We start from the raw sequence: 21,052 nt of genomic DNA, 5'->3' as shown, positions 1-21,052 counted from the left end.
AAAGGCAGTGACCGACATGTGCGACGCCCACCCGACCGACTCGGCCGAACGGCCCGACGCCGACCCGCTCGCCGCCACGGCCTCCCGACGGACCCTGCTGAAGTCCGCCGTCCTGGCCGGCGGCACGGCCGCCGTCGCGGGCGCGATGACCCGGTTCGGGACGACGCCAGCCCAAGCGGGCAACAAGGACATCTCCGGCGACCGGATCGTGATGCTCGGCGTCGACGGCGGACCCGTGGTGAACCCCGGTCTGGCCAAGCCGGCGATCGCCCTCGTGGTCAACGACGTCGTCTACCTGGTCGACTGTGGGCTGGACACCGCCCGGCAGCTCGTGCAGTCCGGGCTCGGCTTCGCCGCCGTGCGGCACGCCTTCATCACCCACCACCACTTTGACCACACCTCCGGGCTGCCCGACCTGCTGCTGCACGGCTGGGTCACCCGGCCGGGTCTGGCGACGCTGGACCTGTGGGGCCCGCCGGACATGGCCGCCAAGGTCGATGGGATCGAGGCCCGGACCTTCGCCCAGGACATCGGCCTGTTCACCACCGGCGGCGGGTTCCCGCCCTTCCCACCGGTGACGGCGCACGACGTGACGGTGGCAGCCGCGGCGAGCCCGGTGATGGAGGACGAGAACGTGACGGTCGAGGCGACCCGCGTGTTCCACGGCGCCGAGGTGCCCAACGCCTACGCCTACCGCTTCACCGTCAAGCGCACCGGGAAGGTCGTCGTCTTCTCCGGCGACACCGCGGCACCCGACCAGAACCTGATCGGCCTTGCGCAGGGCTGCGACGTGCTCGTGCACGAGTGCCAGGACAACGACCGGGTCGACGAGCTCGCGGCGGGCCTGCCGGCCGCGCAGGGCGCCGCGCTGCGCCAGCACCTCTACGAAGCGCACTCGAACGTGCGGGACCTGCCGGCGGTGGCCAAGGCCGCGGGCGCGGAGAAGTTGGTGTTCTGCCACTACACGCCCACGCCGCAGCCGCCTGCCGTCTACCTCAGGAAGGCGCGGGACGCGGCGCGCAGCATCGGCTACCGCGGGGAGATCGTCGCGCCGTCAGACCTCGACGTCATCCGGCTGTAGCCGCAGCAGCCAGCCGGCGGGCGGTCGCGACGTAGGCGAGCACGGCCGTGTCGCGCTCGTCCGCCCGCCAGCACAGGGCGGCGAGCGCATCCTCGACCCCGGTCAGCGGCACGAACACGATGCCCGGGCGCCGGTAGTGCTGCGCGGCGTCGGCACCGGTGATGTTGACCCCGCGCTCTGCAGCGACCAGGTCGAGCACCTCCTCGAAGTCGGCGGCGACCGGTCCCCGTGCCGGTGAACTCCCGTCCGCCCGGGGGTCGACCAGCCAACGAGCGGCCCCGGCCGGGTCCACGGCAGCCATGACGAACAGCTCGCCGTTGGTCTCCTGCAGGTCCACCTCGCGGCGGTCGGCCAGCGGGTGCCCCGCGGGCAGCATGAGCACCCGCGACTGCCGCGACACCGTGGCCCAGCGGATCCCGGGCAGCGCCTCCGGCATGGGTTGCGGGAGGAAGGCGACGTCCAGATGCCCGGTGCGCAGCGCCGCGAGCTGCTCCTGGGACCCCATGCGGCGGGACACGAGCAGCATCTCCGGGTGGCGGGCCGCCATCAGCTGCAAGGCGTCGCGGCGGACGGCGGAGGCGACCGCCGCGAAGACCCCGACCCGAACTGTCCCGGTCTGCGCGCGGGCCCGCGCCGCGGCCCAGTCGGCGACCGCGTCGTGGGCGTCCATGGCCGCCCGGGCCAGCGGCAGGAGCTCGAGCCCGGCGTCGGTCAGCTCGACACCCCGGGGGCTGCGCACGAACAGCTCCACCCCCAACTGCTTCTCCAACTTCGCCACCTGCTCGCTCAGCGACGGGGTCGTGAGGTGCAGCCGGGCGGCCGCTCGCCCGAAGTGCAGCTCCTCGCTCACCGCCACGAAGTACCGCAGGGCGTGCGCGGTCACCTCCACCTCAGCGGGCGGCCCGCGCCGCGGCCATCAACCGCTCCAGCTCCGCGGCGGGGACGGCCGCGCCAAAGTCGGCGGTGAACCGGCGCATCGGCATGGAGCCGATCATCTGCAGCATCCCGGCGTGCATCTCCGCGGCGCCCTCGGGCATGGTCGCCAGGAACCCCTCGAGCAGCTGGGGGCCGGCCACCGGGTGGGCGAACCACTCGGCGACCGAGGACTGCATCGTCAGCTCCGGCACGACCTCGTCGCCGGCCAGCGTCACCGTGCGCTGGTCGACGACGTCGGCCGCACTGGCGCCGACCTGCACCGTGTACTCCCCCGGCGCGACGACCCAGTCGTGCTCGCGGACGTCCCAGTACGCGAAGGCGCGCCGGTCCAGCTCGAACGCCACGGACGTGGACTCGCCCGCGGCCAGCGACACCTTGGTGAACGCGCGCAGCTCCCGGGCCGGGCGGCGGACCGGCCCGGCGTCGGTGGCGACGTAGACCTGCACCACGTGCCGGCCGGCCCGCTCCCCGGTGTTGGTCACCGTCACCGTGACCGTCGCGCCGTCGGCACCCCGGGTGCGGACCTGCAGGTCGGTGGTCTGGAACGTCGTGTAGCTGAGGCCGTGACCGAACGGGTAGCGCACCGGCTGCTCGGCGGTCGTGAAGTGCCGGTAGCCGACCATCACGCCCTCGCCGTAGCGGACGTGCCCCTGCTCGCCGGGGAAGGCCAGGTAGGCGGGGGTGTCCTGCAGCCGGAGCGGGATCGTCTCGGCCAGCCGACCCGAGGGGTCGACCGCGCCGGTGAGCAGGTCGGCGAGCGCGCTGCCGCCGGCCTGGCCGAGCAGGAAGCCGGCGAGCACGGCGTCGACGTCGTCGTGCCAGCCCTCCAGCGAGACGACGCTGCCGGTGGAGAGGACGACGACGGTGCGGAGGCTGACCGCGGCCACCGCCCGGATGAGGTCGACCTGGGCGGCGGGCAGGTCCAGCGTCGTGCGGTCGAAGCCCTCGGACTCGTCGGCCTCGGCCAGCCCGGCGAAGACCACGGTGACCTCGGCACCGCGGGCGGCGGCGACCGCCTCCTCGCGCAGCGCCGTCGCGTCCCCGGAGCCGTCGAGGGTGAACCCGGGCGCGAAGGTCACGTCCACGGCGTCGCGCAGGGCGGTGAGCGCGTCGTCGACCCGGGTGGCGTTGACGTGCGAGCTGCCACCGCCCTGGAAGCGCGGGGTGCGGGCGAACTCACCGACCACGGTGACCCGGGCGCCGGCGGCCAGCGGCAGGGTGCTGCCGTCGTTCTTCAGCAGGACCGCGCAGCCGGCGGCGAGCTCGCGGGCCAGCGCGTGGTGGGCGTCGGCGTCGAAGCCGGCCGTGGGTTCGGCGACCAGCCCGGCGAGGGCGGCCACCCGCCGGACGCTGCGGTCGACGACCGCCTCGTCCAGCCGGCCGGCCCGGACGGCGTCGACGACGAGGGCGTTGCCGGCACCGTGGTCACCGGGCATCTGCAGGTCCAGCCCGGCCTCCAGCGCCGCCACCCGGTCGTCGACCGCGCCCCAGTCGGAGACGACCGCGCCGCGGAAGCCCCACTCCTCGCGGAGCACCTCGGTGAGCAGCCAGTGGTGCTGGGAGGCGTAGACGCCGTTGACCTTGTTGTAGGCGCACATGACGGTCGCCGGCCGGGACTCGGTGACCACCCGCTCGAAGGCAGGCAGGTAGATCTCGCGCAGCGTCCGCTCGTCGACGTCCGCGCTGACCTGCATGCGCTGGGTCTCCTGGTTGTTGGCCGCGAAGTGCTTCACCGAGGCGCCGACGCCCTCGCCCTGCTGACCGCGCACGTGGGCGGCGCCGAGCACGCCGGCCAGCAGCGGGTCCTCGGAGTAGTACTCGAAGTTGCGCCCGCCCAGCGGCGACCGCTTGATGTTCACCCCCGGGCCCAGGACGACGGGGACCCCGATGGCCCGGGCCTCGACGCCGACGGCGGCACCGATCCGCTCGGCCACCTCGGGGTCCCAGCTGGAGCCGACGGCGACCGCAGGCGGGAAGCAGGTGGCCGGGACGCTCTCCAGCAGTCCGATCTGGTCGAACTCGCCCTGCTGGCGGCGGACGCCGTGCGGCCCGTCGGTCAGCACGACCGACGGCAGCCCGGCGTCGGCGACCGCAGGGGTGGACCAGAAGTCCTGGCCGGAGAGGAGCAGCACCTTCTGCTCGAGAGGCAGCGACGTGGGGTCCGGCGGCGTGGTGGCGGTCACCCCCCGATCCTGCCGACCCCCTCGCCGCGCCGTCCGGGCCCCTGCCATCCAGCGGTAGCCGGTGCGCCGAGAGCATGCCCCTGGCGATCAGTGCAGCGCTGTGTCGGCCGGGCCGGTGGTCCAGCGCCGGAAGCGGACGACCAGGCCGGCCCGCGTGGGCGCGCAGCAGTAGGGCCCGGCCAGCACGGTCGCCCCGGCCGGGAAGGGCGCGAGGCGGACCAGCCGGAACGGCTCGTCGTGCACCCGGGCCCGGACTGTGACGGCGTCCCCGTCGCGGCTGGCCCGGACGGTGACCCGGCGCCCGGCCCACCCCGGGACCGGCGCCACCGACCAGTCGGAGCGGCCGAGGGTGACCACCGCACCGAGCTGCAGAGCCCCGTCAGAGAACTCGACCCCGCTCTTCAGCCAGGTCTCCGGGTCGGCCCGCAGCAGCAGCCCGGCCTGGTCGAACTGCTGGTCGAAGTCGGCGTCGAAGGTCACCTCGACCGCGCCGTCGAGCGGGGTGAGCAGCGCGTGGGCGTCGTCGTGGACGAAGCCGTAGCTGGTGTGCCGCCAGGCATCGCTGCCCTCCACGGCGGTGACCAGCAGGTCGGGCCCCTCCTCGACGACGGCGGCGGGCGCGGTCGTCCAGCTGCCGGCGCTCCACGGCAGCACCCGTTCTACGGTCTCCGTCATGGGCGCACCATAAGCGGTTGAGCGTGCGGCTCGCCTGCCGTCGTCCACAGGTCCGCTCGTTGTCGCGGGTTGTCCACAAGTGTCGTTCCCGCTGGTCAGCGCCTCGCCGTCCCGATACAATCGAACACGTGATCGAACGCGCTGACATCGTCGACGAGTCCTCCGTGGGCTGGTCGGAGGAGTCGTTCGCGCCGTGGCGGGAGGCGCTGGAAGACGGTGCGCTCGCCCTGCACATGCTGCGGGAGGAACAGCAGCGGATCGGCTCGGCCGAGGCGTGGCGGGCCCGCTGGATCGTCGAGTTCTGCCGCTCTCGGCCGGCTTCCGACGACCGGCCCGACACCGAGATCGGTGCCGCCGCCGCGGCCACCCGCGCCGCCCGGCCCTCGGTCCTGGCCACGGTGAGTGAGTGGGCCGTCGACGAGGTCGCCACCGCCCTGTCGATCACCTCGGCCAGAGCCCTGGCGTGGATGGTGCAGTCCCTGCAACTGGTCGACCTGCTGCCCGCCACCCTCGACGCCCTCGCCGTCGGCGAGCTGACATGGGACCACGCCACCGCGATGTGCCAGGTCGTCGCACCCCTCGACGACGATCTGCGCGCCGATGCCGAGGCACGGCTGCTCGCCCGGCTCGGCCACAAGACCCCCACCCAGTTGCGCGCCGCCGCCCACCGCCTCGTCCAGCGCCTCGACGGGGCCGCCATCAAGGAGCGGGTGCAGGCCGCGCTACGCGACCGCGGGGTCGCGGTGTACCCCACCGGCGATGGGCTGGGCAGCCTGTCGGTCACCAACCTGCCGCTGCCCGTGCTCCGCGCGGTCGAAGACGCCCTGCGGCAGTACGCCGACGCCGCCTACACCCCCGATGACCCGCGCACCCGGCAGCAGCGCATGGTCGACTGCCTCATCGACCTCGTCCTGCGACCCGGCGCCCACGGCTTGGCCCCGGTGCAGGCGCAGCTCACCATCATCGCCACCATCCAGACCCTGCTCGGCGGCGACGACCCCGGCGTCATCTCCGGCGACGTCGTGCCCGCCGACACCGTCCGCGCCCTCGCCCGCGCCCTCGGCTTGCTCCCCGCCGACGAGACGACCGACGCGACAGCGGGTGACGTGGCCACGCTGCTGGGCACGCGCGACCTCCGGGACACCGCGCTCGCACACCGGCCGCACATCGGGCTGGTCGACGAACTCACCAGCCAACTGCTCGCCCTCACCGACGCCACCGGCCTGCGCGCCGGCCACGCCCTCGGCCCACCACCGGCCACCGACGCCTACACGCCCACCGACCCACTCACACGGTTCGTCCAGCACCGCGACCGCCGATGCAGGTTCCCCGGCTGCCGCCGAACCGCCCAACGCTGCGACACCCACCACCTCACCCGCTGGCCCGACGGCGACACCTCGGCCGAGAACCTCTGCTGCCTGTGCCGCCACCATCACCGACTCGTCCACCAAGCACCCGGCTGGCAACTGCACGCCCTCCAGCACGGGGCACTCCGGTTCACCACCCCCACGGGCCAGGTCCTCATCACCCGACCAGCCCGGCCGGGAGACGACGAGCCACCACCCCGGACGATCAGCCCAGCACCGCAGACCCGACCACCCGATGACGACCCGCCACCGTTCTGACCGGCGTTCCGCCGGGAACCGCAGGAGCGCCACGATCCGCGCGCTACCGGGTCGCCCCCGTCGGCGACGACACCGAGGCCGGACCGGAGGACGTCGCCCGTCTCGCCACGGCTACTGCTCCGAGCCCGCGTACCTCAGCCCGGCGAAGGTGACCGTCCCGTCCACGGCGTACAGCCCGAGGACCCGACCGGTGAAGGACACCGCGGCCTCGGCGGTCCAGTGCCGGCCGTCGAGGTCGGTCAACTGCACCTCGTCCTCCCCGCTGACCGCGGTGAGCCGGATGCGGTCGCCGCCGAGCGCCTTCGGGTCGAACCCCGCCGGGGGTGGGGACATCTCCATCCGCAGCTCCACCTCGCCGGCGGGGAAGGTGTGCTCCCAGGTCTGGGTGAGGCCGGTGACGACAGCTCGTGCGGTCACGGTGACGTGATCGCCGTGACCGCGGGCCTCGAGCTCGAGGTGCTGGGCCTCGGAGTACCGCGCGGCGAGCCCCCCGGTGCCGCGGCTGGCGTCCACCCGGGTCGAGATGGTGGCGGTCAGGTGCCGCTGCCGGCGCCCCAGGAAGCAGGGGTCGGTCGCGTCCATCGTCGAGCCGTTCCCGGTGATGGTGAGCCGGCCGGGGGTGGCGGTCAGCGAAGTGACGTCGGCCGGCGTCCGGCGGACCCCCAGCCACCCGGGGTCATCCAGTGCAGCCGGGTCGGTGAAGTCGAAGACGACCTCCTCCACGCCCGGGCGGGGCGCGAGCTCGACCGGAGCCGGCAGCGGCCAGTCATCGACCCACTCGACGTCGGTGAGGAACGTCTCCCGGCCCAGCGGGGAGAACGCGCGGGTCAGACCCAGCGGCCGGACGCCGAGGAGGACCAGCGCCGAGCCGCCGTCGGGGGTGGCGACCAGGTCGGCGTGGCCGGTGTTCTGGACCGGCCGCTTGGTGCCGCGGGCGGTGAGCACCGGGTTGGCCGGGCACGGCTCGAACGGCCCCTGCGGAGAACGGCTGCGGGCGACGCTGACGGCGTGACCGCGCTCCGTGCCGCCCTCGGCGATCATCAGGTACCACCAGTCACCGCGCCGGTGCAGGTGCGGGGCTTCCGGGAACATCGAGCCGGTCCCCGACCACAGCGACCGGGGCGGCTCCAGCGCCGTGCCGGTGTCCAGGTCGACGCGGACCTGCTGGATGCCGTGGTGGGCCCCGATGTCCTCCCCCGACGTGCCCAGCCCGGAGTAGGTGACGTAGGCGGTGCCGTCGTCGTCCCAGGCGAGGTCGGGGTCGATGCCGTCGATGCCGTCGATGGTCGTCCCGTCGCTCCACGGGCCGGCCGGGTCGGTGGCGGTGAACACCACGCAGCCGCGGGGGCTCATCGCGACGGTGACGATCACGTGGAAGACGCCGTCGCGGTAGCGGATCGTCGGTGCCCACACGCCGCAGCCGGTGACGACCCCCTGGATCTCCACCTGCTCGGGGCGGGTGGCGACGTTGCCGATGTGCGTCCACTCCACCAGGTCGGTGCTGCGGTACACCGGCATCCCGGGCAGGTACTCGAACGTGGACGTGACCAGGAAGTAGGCGCCGTCGGCGAACACCACGCTGGGATCGGGGTTGAAGCCCGGGATCAACGGGTTGGGACGGACGGGCATGCCGGTGGTCATCGTGCCTCCACGGAGACGGTCACCGGCGCGCACCCGTCCGCCACGGCGGTCAGGGTGATCACACCGGGGCCGGCGGGCCGGACGACGGCGAGCGCGCGGCCGTCGAAGGTGGTGTGCACAGCGTCGAGGTAGGACTCCTCGGTTGCCGGCGCGGCGCTGCCGAACCCGGCGAGCGCTCCCGGCCCGTCCACGGACACGGTCACCTCGCGGTCCCGCCCCAGGAACACCGTGCCCTCGGCGTCGGTGAGCGCGAGGTCCACGTACGCCAAGTCGGCGGCGTCGGCCCGGATGACGCCGCGGTCGGCGACCGCCGTCAGCTGCACCGGCCCGGACGCCGACCGGAGCGAGCACCGGCCGGTCTCGGCACCGCCGCTGCGGCCGACCGCGGTCAGCTCGCCGGGGGCGTAGGGCACCTCGAACTGCGCCCGGAACCGCTGGGCCTCCCCTGCCTTGGCGGTGCCCAGCGAGCGCCCGTCGAGCAGCAGCTCGACCTCCTCGGCGTCGCTGTAGACCTCGACGGTCAAGGGTGTGCCCGCTGCACCGGCGAAGCTCCAGCTGCCCACCGAGTCGGTCCACGCCCACGGCGGCGCCGTGGTCTCCCGGCCCGACCGCTCGGGCCGCACGACCGCGAGATAGGGGTCGCTGCGCCGGCCGAACACGATCTCCCGGTAGTAGGACGCCGGCCGGCGGTGGCCGGTGACGTCGATGTCGCCGCACCAGGCGAGCAGCCACGGGTAGGGGCCGGCCAGACCGCGTGCGTCCGGGTCCTCGACGTCCGACGTCCGACCGATGCCGGCCTCGCCGAGGTAGTCCCACCCGGTCCAGGTGAAGTCGCCGATGACGTGCGGGTTGTCCTGCACGAGCCGCCACAGCCGGTCGATCTCGGCGGCGAAGGTCTCGCTGCCCACGACGACCCGGTTCGGGAAGGTCGCCCGGTCGGTCTCGTAGCGGGCGTCCATGTAGTTCATGCCGGCCACGTCGAGCACGGCGAAGGACTCCGCGGTGCGCCGGCCGACCAGCTCGGAGCCGGACAGCTCCCGCATGAAGCCGCCCATGTTCGACAGCATCGTGTTGATGCCGCCCTCGGCGGCCGCGAGGTCGGCCGTCGCCTCACCGATGACCGCGAGGGCACCGTTCACCCCGTTGGTGACCAGCCGGGTCGGGTCGAGCCGGCGCACCTCCTCGGCCAGCCGCCGCGACCACAGCGCGCCGTGCGGGGTGCCGACCTCGGGGATCTCGTTGCCGATCGAGTACAGGACGACGCTGGGGTGGTTCACGTCCTTGGCCACCATCGCCGCGACGTCGCGCTGCCACCACTCCGGGAAGTCCAGGGCGGCGTCGAAGTCGGACTTGCTCTCGGTCCACATGTCGGTGAGCTCGTCCATGACCAGGACACCGAGCCGGTCGCAGGCCTCCAGGGCCGCGCGGCTGATGGGGTTGTGCGAGCTGCGGACCGCGTTGAACCCGGCGGCCTGCAGCAGCTCGATCCGGCGCTCGTCGGCCCGGTCGACGGTCGCCGCGCCCAGCACCCCGTTGTCGGAGTGGATGCAGGCGCCCCGGAGCAGCACCGGCTCACCGTTGACCCGCAGGCCGCGGACCGGATCGACGGAGAGCGTGCGGATGCCCACCGTGACCGTCTCGTCGTCGACCGGTCCGTTGCCCTCGTGCAGCGTCACGGTCGCGGTGTACAGCGACGGGGAGTCCGGCCCCCACATCGCCGGGTCCGGCACGACCAGCCGCTGCCGCACCACCGCCGGCTGGCCTGGACGCACGCTCACCGGCGCCCGGTCACGAGCCACCACGTCGCCGTCGGGGCCGCGCAGTTCGGTGACCGCCTCCACCGTCGCCATCCGGGGCCGGTCGTTCTCGACGGTGGTCACCACCTCGACGACGGCGAGGTCGCGGTCGGCGTCCACGGTGGTGACCCGGACGCCGTCCCGGGCGACGTGCAGCAGCGGGCCGACGACGAGGTGCACCGGCCGGGTGATGCCGGCACCGGCGTACCACCGGGAGTCGGCGGAGGAGCGGCAGACCACCCGGACCTCGTTCTGCTCGCCGTACCGCAGGTGGTCGTCGAGGGCGACGGCAAAGCCGGTGTAGCCCGTGGCCCAGTGCCCGGCCAGCGCGCCGTTGACGTAGACCATGGCCGAGCGGTAGACCGCCTCGAACTCCAGCAGCCAGCGCTGTCCGGCGGCCTCGGCGGGGACGTCGAAGAGCTTCCGGTACTCGTGCACGCCGCCCGGGAAGTAGCCGGACGCGGCGCCGTGCGCCGCGTCGCGTGGCTGCCCCAGGGTCGCGTCGTGCGGCAGCGTCACGTCCTGCCAGGGTGCGGCGGCACCGACGATCTCGGCGAAGGAATTGGCGTGCCGGCGGGTCGACCAGCCGGCGGTGAACGGGGTGCGGCGCATGGCCGTCCTTCCATCGAGGGCACGAGAGGGAAGCACGCGACGGATGGCGTCCTGGCTGGAGCGCCCCATGCTGACGCGGGTCCCGGCTCGAGGCGACCGGCCGTCCGCTGGGTCGCCGCCAGAGCCCGCGGACCGATCCTCCGCGATCCGCACGTCCCGGCGACACCGGTGTGCCGGTGGATGGCAGCAGGTCTCCGACGGATCGCGACGCCCGCCAGACTGCCGACGTGAGTGGACGACTGGCAGGGAAGACGGCGCTGGTCACCGGGGCTGCGGCCGGCATCGGCCGAGCAGTGGCCGACAGGTTCGTCGCCGAGGGAGCACAGGTCGCCTACGCCGACCGCGACGCCGCCGGCGCCGAGGCGGCCGCCACGGCGTCGGGCGGGCGGGCGGTGCGCATGGACGTCACCGACGAGGACAGCGTGGCCGACGGTTTCGCCGAGCTGGCCGAGGCCGGCTGGGTCCCCGACGTCGTGGTCGTCAACGCCGGCGTCCAGCTGTTCGGGCAGGACGCCGAGATCGCCGACCTGGACCTCGACGTCTGGCGGCGCACCCACGACGTGAACCTGACCGGCGCGTTCCTGACCATCAAGCACGCCGTGCGGGCCATGCTGACCGTCGGTGGCGGGTCGATCGTGCTCACCGGCAGCCCCACCGCGATCCGCGGCGAGGGCGCGGAGTTCACCGCCTACGCCTCGTCGAAGGCCGGCATGCTCGGGCTGGGCCGCACGGTCGCCGCTGCCTACGCCCGCCGCGGCATCCGGGTGAACAGCGTCGTCCCGCCCTACACCGAGACCGGTCTGGTCAGCACCATCACCGACGATCCCGAGGCGCGGGCCGCGATCGTCGGCCGGATCCCGATGGGGCGGGCCGGCACGACCCGCGACCTCGAGGGCGTGATGGTGTTCCTCGCCAGCGATGAGTCGGCCTTCGCCACCGGCGCGACGTTCGCCGTCGACGGGGGCATGACCACGCTCTGACCCGGCCCCCGGCTCAGCCGGTGCGGCGCTCGTGCAGCCGCAGCCGGGCGAGCAGGTCGGCGACCAGCAGCCGGACGTCGACGTCGGTGTAGACCCGGCGGGTCGGCGAGCCGGTCCACGTGCTGGAGGCGTCGTCCAGCGCGGTGACCACGACCGGCGGGCTGTCACCCAGCGGCCACACCTCGCCGAGCTGCAAGAAGTCGGGCAGCGGCAGCTCGAGGAAGCGCTGCCAGAGCCACGCGCCCAGCCGTCCGGCGCCGCCGAGGTCGTGCTCCAGCTCGGCGACCGAGTACGAGCACCGGCGGTAGGTCTCCAGCGGGAACTGCCAGACCGGGAGCTCGCCCCGACCCAGCACCTCCTCGGCCGCCTGGAGGTCGGTGTCCCGGTTGTACTCGTCCGCGTCGGGGTCCAGCGACCCGCCGATCCACACCAAGGTCAGCCGCCCGGCGATGTCCGGGGCCTGCCGCAGCGCCTGGGCGACGTTGGTCAGGGGGCCGGCGCAGACCAGGAAGAGCGGCAGCGGGTCGTCCCGCCGCGCCTCGGCGACGATGGCGTCCGCGGCGGCCGACGTGGTGTCGCCCCCGCCGATCGGGACGTCGCACCCGGCGGCCACGACCGGCCGGTGGGTGCCGACCAGGTCGACGAGCTCCTGGGCGAGCCGCGCGCCGGCGGCGGCCGTGCCCGCGGGCGGGCCGAAGACAGGGCTGTTCTGCGAGCCGGTCACCGCCACCACCCGGTTTGCCGGGCTGAGCAGGTGGTGGGCCAGTGCCACCAGCCCGTCCGGGTCGCCGGCCCAGTCGTTGTCGATGACGACCCGGCAGCGTTCCGCGATCCGCAAGCTCATGAGGTGTCCTTCCCGGAGTAGGTGGACGAGCGGACGATGAGAGAACCCGACGAGCACCAGACGCCGGCCAGCCGGCCGGTCATCCCGCCGGCGACCTCGGTGGAGACGTAGCGGCCGTCCAGCCGGCCGAGCTCGGTGAACTCCCCGTCCACGACGACGCCGGCCAGCAGCTGGTCCGGACCGAGCGCGGTCGAGGAGAAGTGGCCCTCGTCCGGCACCGCGCGGATCTCCAGGGTCACGTCACCGGCCGGGACGTCGGCCGAGCCGAGCACCGAGCGCAGCTCGCCGACCTGGGCCACCGCCCGCACCGTCCCACCGGACAGCTCCAGGTCGAGGTGGTGCCGGCCGTCCATCCGCATCGACAGCCCGCCGACGCCCCCGCTCGCGTCCACCACCGCCCGCACCGAGCAGGTCAGGTGCTCCTGCCGGCGGCCCACGAAGGCCCGGTCCTCGGATGTGGGGTCGTCCGACGCCGGGTGGGCGTCCACGGCCTCGAGCCGCCAGCCACCGTCGGTGCGGGTCAAGACGTCGGCCGGGAACCGGCGGGGCGAGACCCAGGAGACCGGCAGCTCGTCGCCGGTCAGCTCCTCGATCGACACGGGGCCGGCGGCCGGCGCGAGCCAGGCACCCAGCCGCGGCCAGCCGTCGACCCACTCGACCTCGGCGGCGAAGGTCTCCCGGCCGAGGACGTGGAACTGGGGGCTGGTGCCGCGGATCCGGACGCCGTGGAAGACGATCGCCCAGCTGCCGTCGGGTCGCTGGACCAGGTCGGCGTGGCCGGTGTTCTGCACCGGCGACTCGACGCCTCGGTGGGTGAGCAGCGGGTTGCCCGGGCCCGCTTCCCACGGCCCGGACGGCGAGGGCCCGCGGGCGATCGTCACGGCGTGGCCGCGCTCGGTGCCGCCCTCGGCGATCAGCAGATACCACCACTCGCCCACCCGGTACAGGTGCGGGCCCTCGGGGAACCGGCCGCCGGTGCCCTGCCAGAGGTGCTGTCGCTCGGTGAGCGCCGCGCCGGTGACCGGGTCGACGGCCTGCTGCACCAGCCCGGCCGGGCCACCCGCGCCGAACCCGGCGTAGCTGACCAGCAGGGTGCCGTCGTCGTCCCAGGCCAGGTCGGGGTCGATGCCGCGCACCTCGGGAAGCCGCACCGGCTCCGACCACTCCCCCAGCGGGTCATCGGCGGTGACCAGCGTCTGCCAGCCACCGTCGGCGAGATTGGTGGTGATCATCCAGAACCGGCCGTCGTGGTGGCGGATCGTGCACGCCGTGATGCCACCCGACCCGGGGGCGGCCGAGACGTCGAGCTGCGGCGGCCGGGCCAGCACGTGCCCGACCTGCTCCCAGGAGAGCAGGTCGGTCGACCGGAAGAGCGGCACACCGGGGGTGTACTCGAAGCTGGAGTGCACCATCCAGTAGGTGTCGCCGACCCGGCAGATGCTCGGGTCCGGGTGGAAGCCCGGGACGACGGGCGTGAGCGTCACTCGTGCCCACCGAGGAACGGGTTGACCGGCAGTTCGACCCGGGTCGGCGCCGCTATGGTGCAGTCGAAGCGGTGCCGGCCCGAGCCGGCCTCCACCAGGCCACTCCCGTCGGGCAGGGCCACCTCCGCCGTGGTGTTCGGCGGCACGGTGACGTCCAGCGTGAACGCCGTCCCGTCCAGCGACCAGGACAGGGCCGCCGTCCCGTACGGGGTCTCGTGCGTGGCCGCCGCCGAGGTGATGCCCGGGCCCGGCTGCGGCGCGAAGCGCAGCCGCCGGTAGCCCGGCGCCGCTGGCGCGAGGCCGGCAACGGTGCGGTGCAACCAGTCGGCGACCGAGCCGAGGGCGTAGTGGTTGAACGACGTCATGTCGCCGGGGTTGATCGAGCCGTCGGGGAGCATCGAGTCCCAGCGCTCCCAGATCGTCGTCGCGCCCATCGTCACCGGGTACAGCCACGACGGGTTCTCGCGCTGCAGCAGCAGCTCGTAGGCGGTGGCCAGCTCGCCGGCGTCGGTCAGCGCGTCAGTCACCAGCGGCGTGCCGAGGAAGCCCGACGCGATGTGGAACCCGTCCTTGAGCACCTGCTCGGCCAGCAACTGCCCGGCGTGCCCCCGCTGCGCGGGCGTCAGCAGGTCGAACTCCAGGGCCAGCGAGTAGGCGGTCTGCGAGGGGTAGGACACCCGCCCGCTCGGCGTCACGTACTCCCCGCGGAACCGCTCGGCGGCCCGCTCGGCGAGGTCGGCGAACCGGGCGCCGTCCCGGCCGAGCACCTCGGCCGCCTGCGCGACGGTGCGCGCCGAGCGGGCCAGGTAGGCGGTCGCCACGCACTGCCAGGGCGTCCGTGCCGCGGCCGGGTCGTCTGGCGGCGCGGCGGCGTCCAGCCAGTCACCGAAGGAGAACCCGCCCTCGGGGAAGTCCAGGTCGGCGCCGGCCCGCGCCGCGAAGACGTCCATCCAGGCGGTCATCGAGTCCCACTGGGCGGCCAGCACGTCCGCGTCCCCGGTGCGCTGGTACAGCACCCACGGGACGACGACGGCGGCGTCGCCCCAGCCGACCTCGGCCTGCTGCGGGAACGGCATCAGCTCCAGGAACGGGACGTACATCGGCACGAGGCCGCCGTGGTCGGTCAGCTGCTCGACAGCCAGGTCGGTCAGCCAGGAGCGGAGCATGCCGGCGGTGTCGTAGAGGAACGACGCGGTGGGCGCGAACACCTGCAGGTCACCGGTCCAGCCCAGCCGCTCGTCACGCTGTGGGCAGTCGGTCGGGACGTCGAGGAAGTTGCCGCGCATCCCCCACACGACGTTCTCGTGCAGCCGCTCGACGTCGGGGTCGGAGCAGGCGAACGTGCCGGTGCGCCGCAGGTCGGTGTGCACGACGACGGCCTCGAGCGCGTCCGGCGTGAGCTCGCCGGGCCAGCCGGAGACCTCGGCGTAGCGGAAGCCGTGGAAGGTGAAGCGCGGCTCCCACGTCCGCGGGCCGGTGCCGTCGAACACCACCACGTCGGTGGCGTCGGCGGCCCGCAGCGGCCGGGTGCCCAGCTCGCCGTGCTCGAGGACCTCGGCGTGCCGGACGGTGATCGTGGTGCCGGCCGGGGCGTCGGGCAGCGAGAACCGGATCCGGCCGACCAGGTTCTGGCCGAAGTCGACCAGCGTCGCGCCGGACGGCGACGTGCTGATGGTCTGCACGGGCAGGACCTCGGTGCGCCGGACCGGCGGCCCGGTCGGGGCGATCAGCGTCCCGACGTCGAGGGACCCGGTCTCGACGGGCGCCCAGTCGGCGTCGTCGAACGACGGCGTCGACCAGCCCGGCAGGGCGCGGGTGAAGTCGACCGTCTCGCCCTTGTAGAGGCCGGCGCGGGTCAGCGGGCTGGGTGCCGACCGCCAAGAGCCGTCGCTGCTCACCGTCGTCCGGGAGCCGTCGGGGTGCTCGACCTCCAGCTGCACGAACGCGCCGGTGCGGTCGCCGTACCAACGCCGCTTGCCGGTGAAGCCGAGGTACCCGGCGAACCAGCCGTCGGCCAGGTGCACGCCGATGGCGTTGGCGCCCTCGGCGACCAGGTCGGTGACGTCGTACGTCTGGTACCGCAGCCGGTGGCGATAGCTGGTCCAGCCGGGGGCGAGCACCTGGTCGCCGACGACGGCGCCGTTCAGCTCGGCCTCGTAGACACCCTGCGCGGTCGCGTACAGCCGGGCCCGGACGACGGGCCGGTCGAGCACGAACTCGCGGCGGAGCAGCGCGGCCGGCTCCTCACCGGCGTCGGCCGGGAGCACCGGGTGGACCAGGGTCGCCGTCCAGTCGGCGGGGTCGAGCAGGCCGGCCTCGACGACCGAGTCCTCGCTCCACGCCGACGGCTGGTCGCTGTCGGTGCCCCACACCCGCACCCGCACGGTCCGGCGCTCCCGGCTGGTCAGCGGCGGCGCGCCCCACGGCACGAGCACCGACTCCTTGCTCTCGATGCGGCCCGAGGTCCAGTCGCCGATCTCGAGTTCGTACGCCGCCTGGCACCAGTCCGGCAGGTCGGTGCGGGAGACCCACGACAGCCGGGGCGTGGTCTCACCGATGCCCAGCTGCTCACGGTGGTGCTCGATCGTGACCGGATCGACCGTCAGGTCGCTCATGCCAGCGCCTCCGCCAGGTGGTCCACGGTCAGCGCGACGAGGGCATCGACATCGTCGTGCCCGTCGAAGATGTGCTGCGCTCCCTCGACCGGCACCAGCCGGGCCTCGACCCCCGCGGCGGTCAGCGCGGCGTGCAGCTGCTCGCTCTGCGCGTAGGGCACCACCCAGTCGGCGGTGCCGTGCACCAGCAGGAACGGGGGCGAGGCCGGCGTCACATGGGTGATGGGGCTGGCATCGGCCAGCGCGGCGCCCGTGAGCCCGCGGGTCAGGTGCTCCTCCGGCGGTGTGGCCATCTCCGGCGGCAGCTTCGCCGCGATCTGCGGCGGCAGCTCCATCCGCGGCATGGTCGTCAGGTCGGCCGGGCCGTACCAGTCGACGACGACGTCCACCGCGCTGGATGGGCCGACGACCCCGTGAGTGCCCTCCAGGTCGGGACGGTGCGCGGTCAGTCCGACGAGGGCGGCGATGTGCGCGCCCGCCGACTCACCGGCGACCGCCATCCGCTCGGTGGAGATGCCGAGTTCGTCGGCGTGCGCCCGCAGGTAACGGACGGCGGCCTTGGCGTCGTGCAGCTGCGCCGGGAACGGCGCCTCGAGCGCGTACCGGTAGTCGATGGTGGCGACGGCCAGGCCCGCGTCGACCAGCGCCTGGAAGAGCTGGTCGGGCCGCAGCGTCTCCGGCAGGTACCGGCGGTCGCCGAACATGAACCCGCCGCCGTGCACCCAGACCACCACCGGCGCGGGCGGCCCGGAGGGCACCCACAGGTCCAGCTGCAGCGGCCGGTAGCCGACCGCGACGGCGTAGGTGACGCCGGCGACGTGCCGCCCCCCGTCGTCCCGCAGGGTGGGCTCGGGCGGGGTGAGGAACCGGGCGGGGCCGGCCCACTCGGGTGCTTCGGTGCTCATCAGGCGTTCTCCAGCTCGCAGGTGACGGTGTGCTCGCCGGGTCCGGCGGCGGAGCTGGTGCCGTCGGGCAGCACCACCTCGGCCTCGGTGCCGGCCGGGACGACGACGTGCAGCTCGAAGCGGTTGCCGTCCCGCGACCAGGACGACGAGATCCGGCCGTACGGCGACTCGTGCGCCGCCTCGGCGGAGGTGAGCCCGCCGCCGGGCCGGGGCTGCACCCGGAACCGGCGATAGGCGGGATCGGTCAGTTCGATGCCCGCGGTGTAGCGGTGCAGGAAGGACACGACCGCGCCCTTGGAGTAGTGGTTGAGCGACTCGTACGGGACGCCGTCGGCGGAGACACCGTTCCACCGCTCCCACACCGTGGTCGCCCCCCGGTCGACCATGACCAGCCAGCCGGGCTCGGAGTCACTGAGCAGCAGCTCGTAGGCGACGTCGAGGTGCCCGGTGTCCGCCAGCACCGGCAGCAGGTACGGCGTGGCCAGGAAGCCGGTGCCCAGGTGGGTGTCGGCCTTGCGGATCAGCTCGACCAGCCGATCGGCCACCGCCGACCGCAGCTCGGTCGGCACCAGGTCGAAGGCCAGGGCGCGCACGTGGTCGGCCTGGGTGTCGGGCACCAGCCGGCCGTCGTCGTCCAGGTACTCGGCCTGCCAGGCGGCCCGCACCTCGGCGGCCAGCCCGGCGTACCGGTCGGCGTCCTCGGTGCGACCGAGCACGGCGGCGATCCGGGACATCAGGCCGGCGCTGTACGCGTAGTACGCGGTCGCAACCTCACCCTTGTCGGCCGCCACGAACGCGCCGAAGTCGGCGATCTCCTCCCCGGGCACCAGCCACTCGCCCCAGTGGAAGCCGGTGTCCCAGAGGAACTGCTCGTGCGGCGCGGGTTCGGGTCGCGCCACGGCGCGGGCGGGGTGCCGCTGGTCGCGGGCCATCCGCTCGGTGCGGTCCAGCCAGCCGACCATGGTCGGCCACAGCTCGTCGAGCACCTGGACGTCGCCGTAGGCGCGGTACAGCTCCCACGGCACGACCACCGCGGCGTCGCCCCAGCCGGCCGAGCCGTTGAGGAAGGCGACCGGGCCGTCCCGCCCCTCGTCCTTGGAGGCCGGGCTGATGTTCCCGACCGTGCCGTCGGGCCACTGGTCGGCGGCGACGTCGCGCAGCCACTTGGTGGAGAACCCGGCGACGTCGTAGAGGAAGGCGGCGGTCGGCAGGTACAGCTGCCAGTCGCCGGTCCAGCCGGCGCGTTCGCGGTGCGGGCAGTCGGTGGGGATGTCGCAGACGTTGTCCCGCAGGCTCCACCGCGCCGCCTCGTGGAAGCGGTCGACCCGCTCGTCGCTGCAGGAGAACCACCCGGTGCGCCGCAGGTCGGTGTGCACGACCACGCCGCGGACGTCGTCGACGGTGAGCTCGTCGGGGTGGCCCTCGATCCGGGCGTACTGGAAGCCGTGCGTCGTCCGGCGCGGCTCGAACACCTCGCCCGGGACGCCGGCGGAGACCACCACGTCGACCTGGCCGGCGGACAGCGGTTCCGGGAGGAAGGGCACCGCGGGGCGCAGGTGGTCGGTGGTGACGTCGCCGTCGGGGCCGAGCCACTCGCCGTGGGTGATCGTGAGCCGGGTGTTCGCCGGGCCGAGGTCGGTCAGCCGCAGCCAGCCGTTGACGTTCTGCCCGAGGTCGACGACGTGCGCGCCGCTCGGCAGCCGGGTGACCGACACCGGCATGATCTCCTCGACCCGGCGCACCACCGGGGCGGGCGAGTCGACCAGTCCTGCGTACTCGTGAAAGACCACGCCGACGGGCGCCCATGCCGCGTCGTCGAAGCCGGCGGTGTCCCAGCCGCGGGGCAGCCGCCGCAGGTCGACCTGCTCGCCGGCGATGAGGTCGGCGGCGACCACGTGACCCTCGGCGCTGCGCCAGCCCGACCCGGTGCCGACGACGGTGACCTCGCCGTCGGGGTGGGTGAGCTCCAGCTGGCCGAGGAACGCCAGCCGGTCGCCCCACTGGTCGGCGGCCCGGACGATGCCGATCTGGCCGCGGAACCAGCCGTCGGCCAGCACGACGGCGAGGGCGTTCCGGCCGGCCCGGACCGAGCCGGTGACGTCGATGGTCTGCACCTGCAGCCGGACGTCGTACTGGGTGAAGCCAGGCGTGAGCTCGGCGTCCCCGGCCCGCTCGCCGTTGACGAAGGCCTCGTACAGCCCCTGCGCGGTGGCGTGCAGCCGCGCCGAGACGACGGGTCGGTCGACGTCGAACTCGAACCGCAGCAACGCGGCCGGTCGCTCGCCCTTCGGGCCGGCGGGCATCGTCCCGGGCTCGATCCAGCCGGCCTGCCAGTCCTCGGCCCACAGCAGGCCGGTCTCGAACCAGCAGGCCTCGGACGCCGGGCTCTCGCCCAGGTCGGTGCGGACGGCGACCTGCCACTGCACCCGCTGGGCGGACGCGAGCGGCGGACCGGCGTAGGGCAGCAGCAGGCTCTGGTCGGACTCGACCCAGCCGGTGTCCCAGCCATTGTCGGCGGTGAGCCGGTACGCCTGCTGCTCCCGGGCGCCGTCGGGCAGCCGCCAGGACAGCCGCGGCGCGGACGTCCGGATGCCGAGCGCCTCGTCGAGGTGCTCGACGCGGAGGCGGGTGGGCGCAGTCGTCACAGAGCCGGGACCCGCTCCGCGTGGTGGCAGGCGGCCAGCGTCTCGTCGACCAGCCGCAGCGCCGGGCGCTGGGAGACGCAGACGTCGGTGGACAGCGGGCAGCGGGGCACGAAGGGGCACCCGGTCGCCGACGCGGCGGCGGCACCGGCCGTGCCCATGCCGAGCGCCTCGCGGGCGGCGCGGCGGGCGGCCTGCTCGGCCGGGCGCGGCACCGGCGCGGCCGAGGTCAGCGCCACGGTGTACGGGTGCCGCGGCGCGGAGTTGACCGCCTCGACCGGGCCGGTCTCCATGACCTGCCCCCGGTAGAGCACGACCGTGCGCTGGGACAGGAACCGGACGACACCGAGGTCGTGCGCGATGAACAGGAAGGACAGGCCGCGCTGGTCGCGCAGGTCGGCGAGCAGGTTCAGCACGGTCGCCTGGGTGGACAGGTCCAGGGCGGAGACCGGCTCGTCCAGCACGACGACCTTCGGGTCGCAGACCAGCGCCCGGGCGATCGCGATCCGCTGTCGCTGGCCGCCGGAGAACTGGGCGGGGTAGCGGTCGACGGCGTCGCCGGGCAGCCCGACGGACTCCACACCGGCCCGGGCCCGCCGCAGCGCCTCGGCACCGCCGACGCCCATCAGCCGCAGCGGCTCGACCAGCGTCTGACCGATGGTGCGCGCCGGGTTGAGCGAGGAGTAGGGGTCCTGGAACACCACCCGCAGGTCGGCGACCTGCCGGCTGCGCTGCTTGAGCGACATCGCGGTGATGTCCTGCCCGTTCACCCGCACCGTGCCCGACGACGGCTTCTGCAGGCCGAGCAGCGCCTTGCCGATCGTCGACTTGCCCGACCCGGACTCCCCGACCAGGCCGAGGGTCTCCCCCGGCGCGATGTCGAAGCTGACGCCGTCCACGGCCGGTGCGGCGTTGCGGGCCTTGCGCCCGGAGCCGTAACGGACGACGAGGTCACGCACCTCGAGGGCGGGCACCGTGCCCACGCGGGACACGGCAGTGGCGCCGGCAGCGGCGGTCATGAGAGGGCTCCAGC

General features: G+C 74.2%; 14 protein-coding genes. 3 read left to right on the top strand and 11 right to left on the bottom strand.

Translation table 11 applies throughout. The features are described 5' to 3' along the window. Positions 1-16: 16 nt before the first annotated feature. Positions 17-1,081: an MBL fold metallo-hydrolase gene (locus tag FHL79_RS17865; RefSeq protein WP_246080935.1), complete on the top strand. Its 1,065-nt coding sequence runs from the start codon at positions 17-19 to the stop codon at positions 1,079-1,081. Here FHL79_RS17865 and FHL79_RS17860 read toward each other — a convergent pair. From FHL79_RS17860 to FHL79_RS17850, 3 genes are all read right to left on the bottom strand, one after another. Beyond that, positions 1,068-1,964 carry a LysR family transcriptional regulator gene (locus tag FHL79_RS17860; RefSeq protein WP_171058221.1) on the bottom strand — a complete coding sequence of 299 codons (897 nt, stop codon included), beginning with the start codon at positions 1,962-1,964 and terminating at the stop codon, positions 1,068-1,070. The genes FHL79_RS17865 and FHL79_RS17860 overlap by 14 nt on opposite strands. Positions 1,965-1,971: 7 nt before the next feature. Further along, entirely contained in the window at positions 1,972-4,200 is a 2,229-nt protein-coding gene (locus tag FHL79_RS17855; RefSeq protein WP_138759925.1) for a glycoside hydrolase family 3 C-terminal domain-containing protein, read from the bottom strand. A gap of 87 nt (positions 4,201-4,287) precedes the next feature. After that, the gene (locus FHL79_RS17850; RefSeq protein ID WP_138759924.1) at positions 4,288-4,875 is read right to left on the bottom strand and encodes a DUF1349 domain-containing protein; all 588 of its coding nucleotides are present in this window, start codon (positions 4,873-4,875) and stop codon (positions 4,288-4,290) included. Between the two features lie 128 nt (positions 4,876-5,003). On the opposite strand from FHL79_RS17850, the gene FHL79_RS17845 reads away from it, so the two are divergent. Continuing rightward, the gene (locus tag FHL79_RS17845) at positions 5,004-6,500 is read left to right on the top strand and encodes an HNH endonuclease signature motif containing protein (RefSeq protein WP_138759923.1); all 1,497 of its coding nucleotides are present in this window, start codon (positions 5,004-5,006) and stop codon (positions 6,498-6,500) included. A gap of 111 nt (positions 6,501-6,611) precedes the next feature. Here the strand turns inward: FHL79_RS17845 and FHL79_RS17840 are convergent, their stop codons facing one another. Together FHL79_RS17840 and FHL79_RS17835 are read right to left on the bottom strand one after the other, a co-directional pair. Continuing rightward, positions 6,612-8,141 (bottom strand): glycoside hydrolase family 43 protein, encoded by a 1,530-nt coding sequence (locus tag FHL79_RS17840; protein ID WP_246080930.1) that lies wholly within the window; start codon positions 8,139-8,141, stop codon positions 6,612-6,614. Next, positions 8,138-10,549 (bottom strand): glycoside hydrolase family 2 TIM barrel-domain containing protein, encoded by a 2,412-nt coding sequence (locus tag FHL79_RS17835; RefSeq protein ID WP_138759922.1) that lies wholly within the window; start codon positions 10,547-10,549, stop codon positions 8,138-8,140. The genes FHL79_RS17840 and FHL79_RS17835 overlap by 4 nt, the downstream gene beginning before the upstream one ends. Positions 10,550-10,776: 227 nt before the next feature. Between FHL79_RS17835 and FHL79_RS17830 the strand changes: the two genes are divergently transcribed. After that, positions 10,777-11,529 carry an SDR family NAD(P)-dependent oxidoreductase gene (locus tag FHL79_RS17830; protein WP_138733274.1) on the top strand — a complete coding sequence of 251 codons (753 nt, stop codon included), beginning with the start codon at positions 10,777-10,779 and terminating at the stop codon, positions 11,527-11,529. A 13-nt stretch (positions 11,530-11,542) separates the two neighbouring features. Here FHL79_RS17830 and FHL79_RS17825 read toward each other — a convergent pair whose 3' ends face one another. Genes FHL79_RS17825 through FHL79_RS17800 form a run of 6 tightly spaced genes read right to left on the bottom strand, consistent with a single transcriptional unit; the run spans position 11,543 to position 21,038 of the window. Next, the gene (locus FHL79_RS17825) at positions 11,543-12,373 is read right to left on the bottom strand and encodes a nucleoside hydrolase (protein WP_138759921.1); all 831 of its coding nucleotides are present in this window, start codon (positions 12,371-12,373) and stop codon (positions 11,543-11,545) included. Beyond that, positions 12,370-13,857: a glycoside hydrolase family 43 protein gene (locus FHL79_RS17820; RefSeq protein WP_138759920.1), complete on the bottom strand. Its 1,488-nt coding sequence runs from the start codon at positions 13,855-13,857 to the stop codon at positions 12,370-12,372. Before FHL79_RS17820 ends, FHL79_RS17825 begins: the two co-directional genes overlap by 4 nt. Then, a complete protein-coding gene (locus FHL79_RS17815) occupies positions 13,854-16,472 on the bottom strand; it encodes a glycoside hydrolase family 78 protein (protein WP_138733277.1) in 2,619 nt (872 codons plus the stop codon). Before FHL79_RS17815 ends, FHL79_RS17820 begins: the two co-directional genes overlap by 4 nt. After that, positions 16,469-17,377, bottom strand: coding sequence for an alpha/beta hydrolase (locus FHL79_RS17810; protein ID WP_138759919.1), 909 nt, complete (start codon positions 17,375-17,377; stop codon positions 16,469-16,471). The genes FHL79_RS17815 and FHL79_RS17810 overlap by 4 nt, the downstream gene beginning before the upstream one ends. Beyond that, positions 17,377-20,022, bottom strand: coding sequence for a family 78 glycoside hydrolase catalytic domain (locus FHL79_RS17805; protein ID WP_138759918.1), 2,646 nt, complete (start codon positions 20,020-20,022; stop codon positions 17,377-17,379). Before FHL79_RS17805 ends, FHL79_RS17810 begins: the two co-directional genes overlap by 1 nt. Beyond that, entirely contained in the window at positions 20,019-21,038 is a 1,020-nt protein-coding gene (locus tag FHL79_RS17800) for an oligopeptide/dipeptide ABC transporter ATP-binding protein (RefSeq protein ID WP_138736011.1), read from the bottom strand. The genes FHL79_RS17805 and FHL79_RS17800 overlap by 4 nt, the downstream gene beginning before the upstream one ends. Positions 21,039-21,052: the final 14 nt, after the last annotated feature.

It is taken from the genome of Modestobacter altitudinis (assembly GCF_005930475.1).
GTDB classification, from domain to species: domain Bacteria; phylum Actinomycetota; class Actinomycetes; order Mycobacteriales; family Geodermatophilaceae; genus Modestobacter; species Modestobacter altitudinis.
The sequence above is the reverse complement of the archived record's forward strand: the minus strand, read 5'-3'. Positions and strand labels throughout refer to the sequence as shown.

Bases quoted from the DNA above. Each gene is read 5' to 3' on its own strand.
- FHL79_RS17825 (WP_138759921.1), bottom strand. From the start codon at position 12,373: ATGAGCTTGCGGATCGCGGAACGCTGCCGGGTCGTCATCGACAACGAC.
- FHL79_RS17865 (WP_246080935.1), top strand. From the start codon at position 17: ATGTGCGACGCCCACCCGACCGACTCGGCCGAACGGCCCGACGCCGAC.
- FHL79_RS17850 (WP_138759924.1), bottom strand. From the start codon at position 4,875: ATGACGGAGACCGTAGAACGGGTGCTGCCGTGGAGCGCCGGCAGCTGG.
- FHL79_RS17815 (WP_138733277.1), bottom strand. From the start codon at position 16,472: ATGAGCGACCTGACGGTCGATCCGGTCACGATCGAGCACCACCGTGAG.
- FHL79_RS17840 (WP_246080930.1), bottom strand. From the start codon at position 8,141: ATGACCACCGGCATGCCCGTCCGTCCCAACCCGTTGATCCCGGGCTTC.
- FHL79_RS17810 (WP_138759919.1), bottom strand. From the start codon at position 17,377: ATGAGCACCGAAGCACCCGAGTGGGCCGGCCCCGCCCGGTTCCTCACC.
- FHL79_RS17800 (WP_138736011.1), bottom strand. From the start codon at position 21,038: ATGACCGCCGCTGCCGGCGCCACTGCCGTGTCCCGCGTGGGCACGGTG.
- FHL79_RS17835 (WP_138759922.1), bottom strand. From the start codon at position 10,549: ATGCGCCGCACCCCGTTCACCGCCGGCTGGTCGACCCGCCGGCACGCC.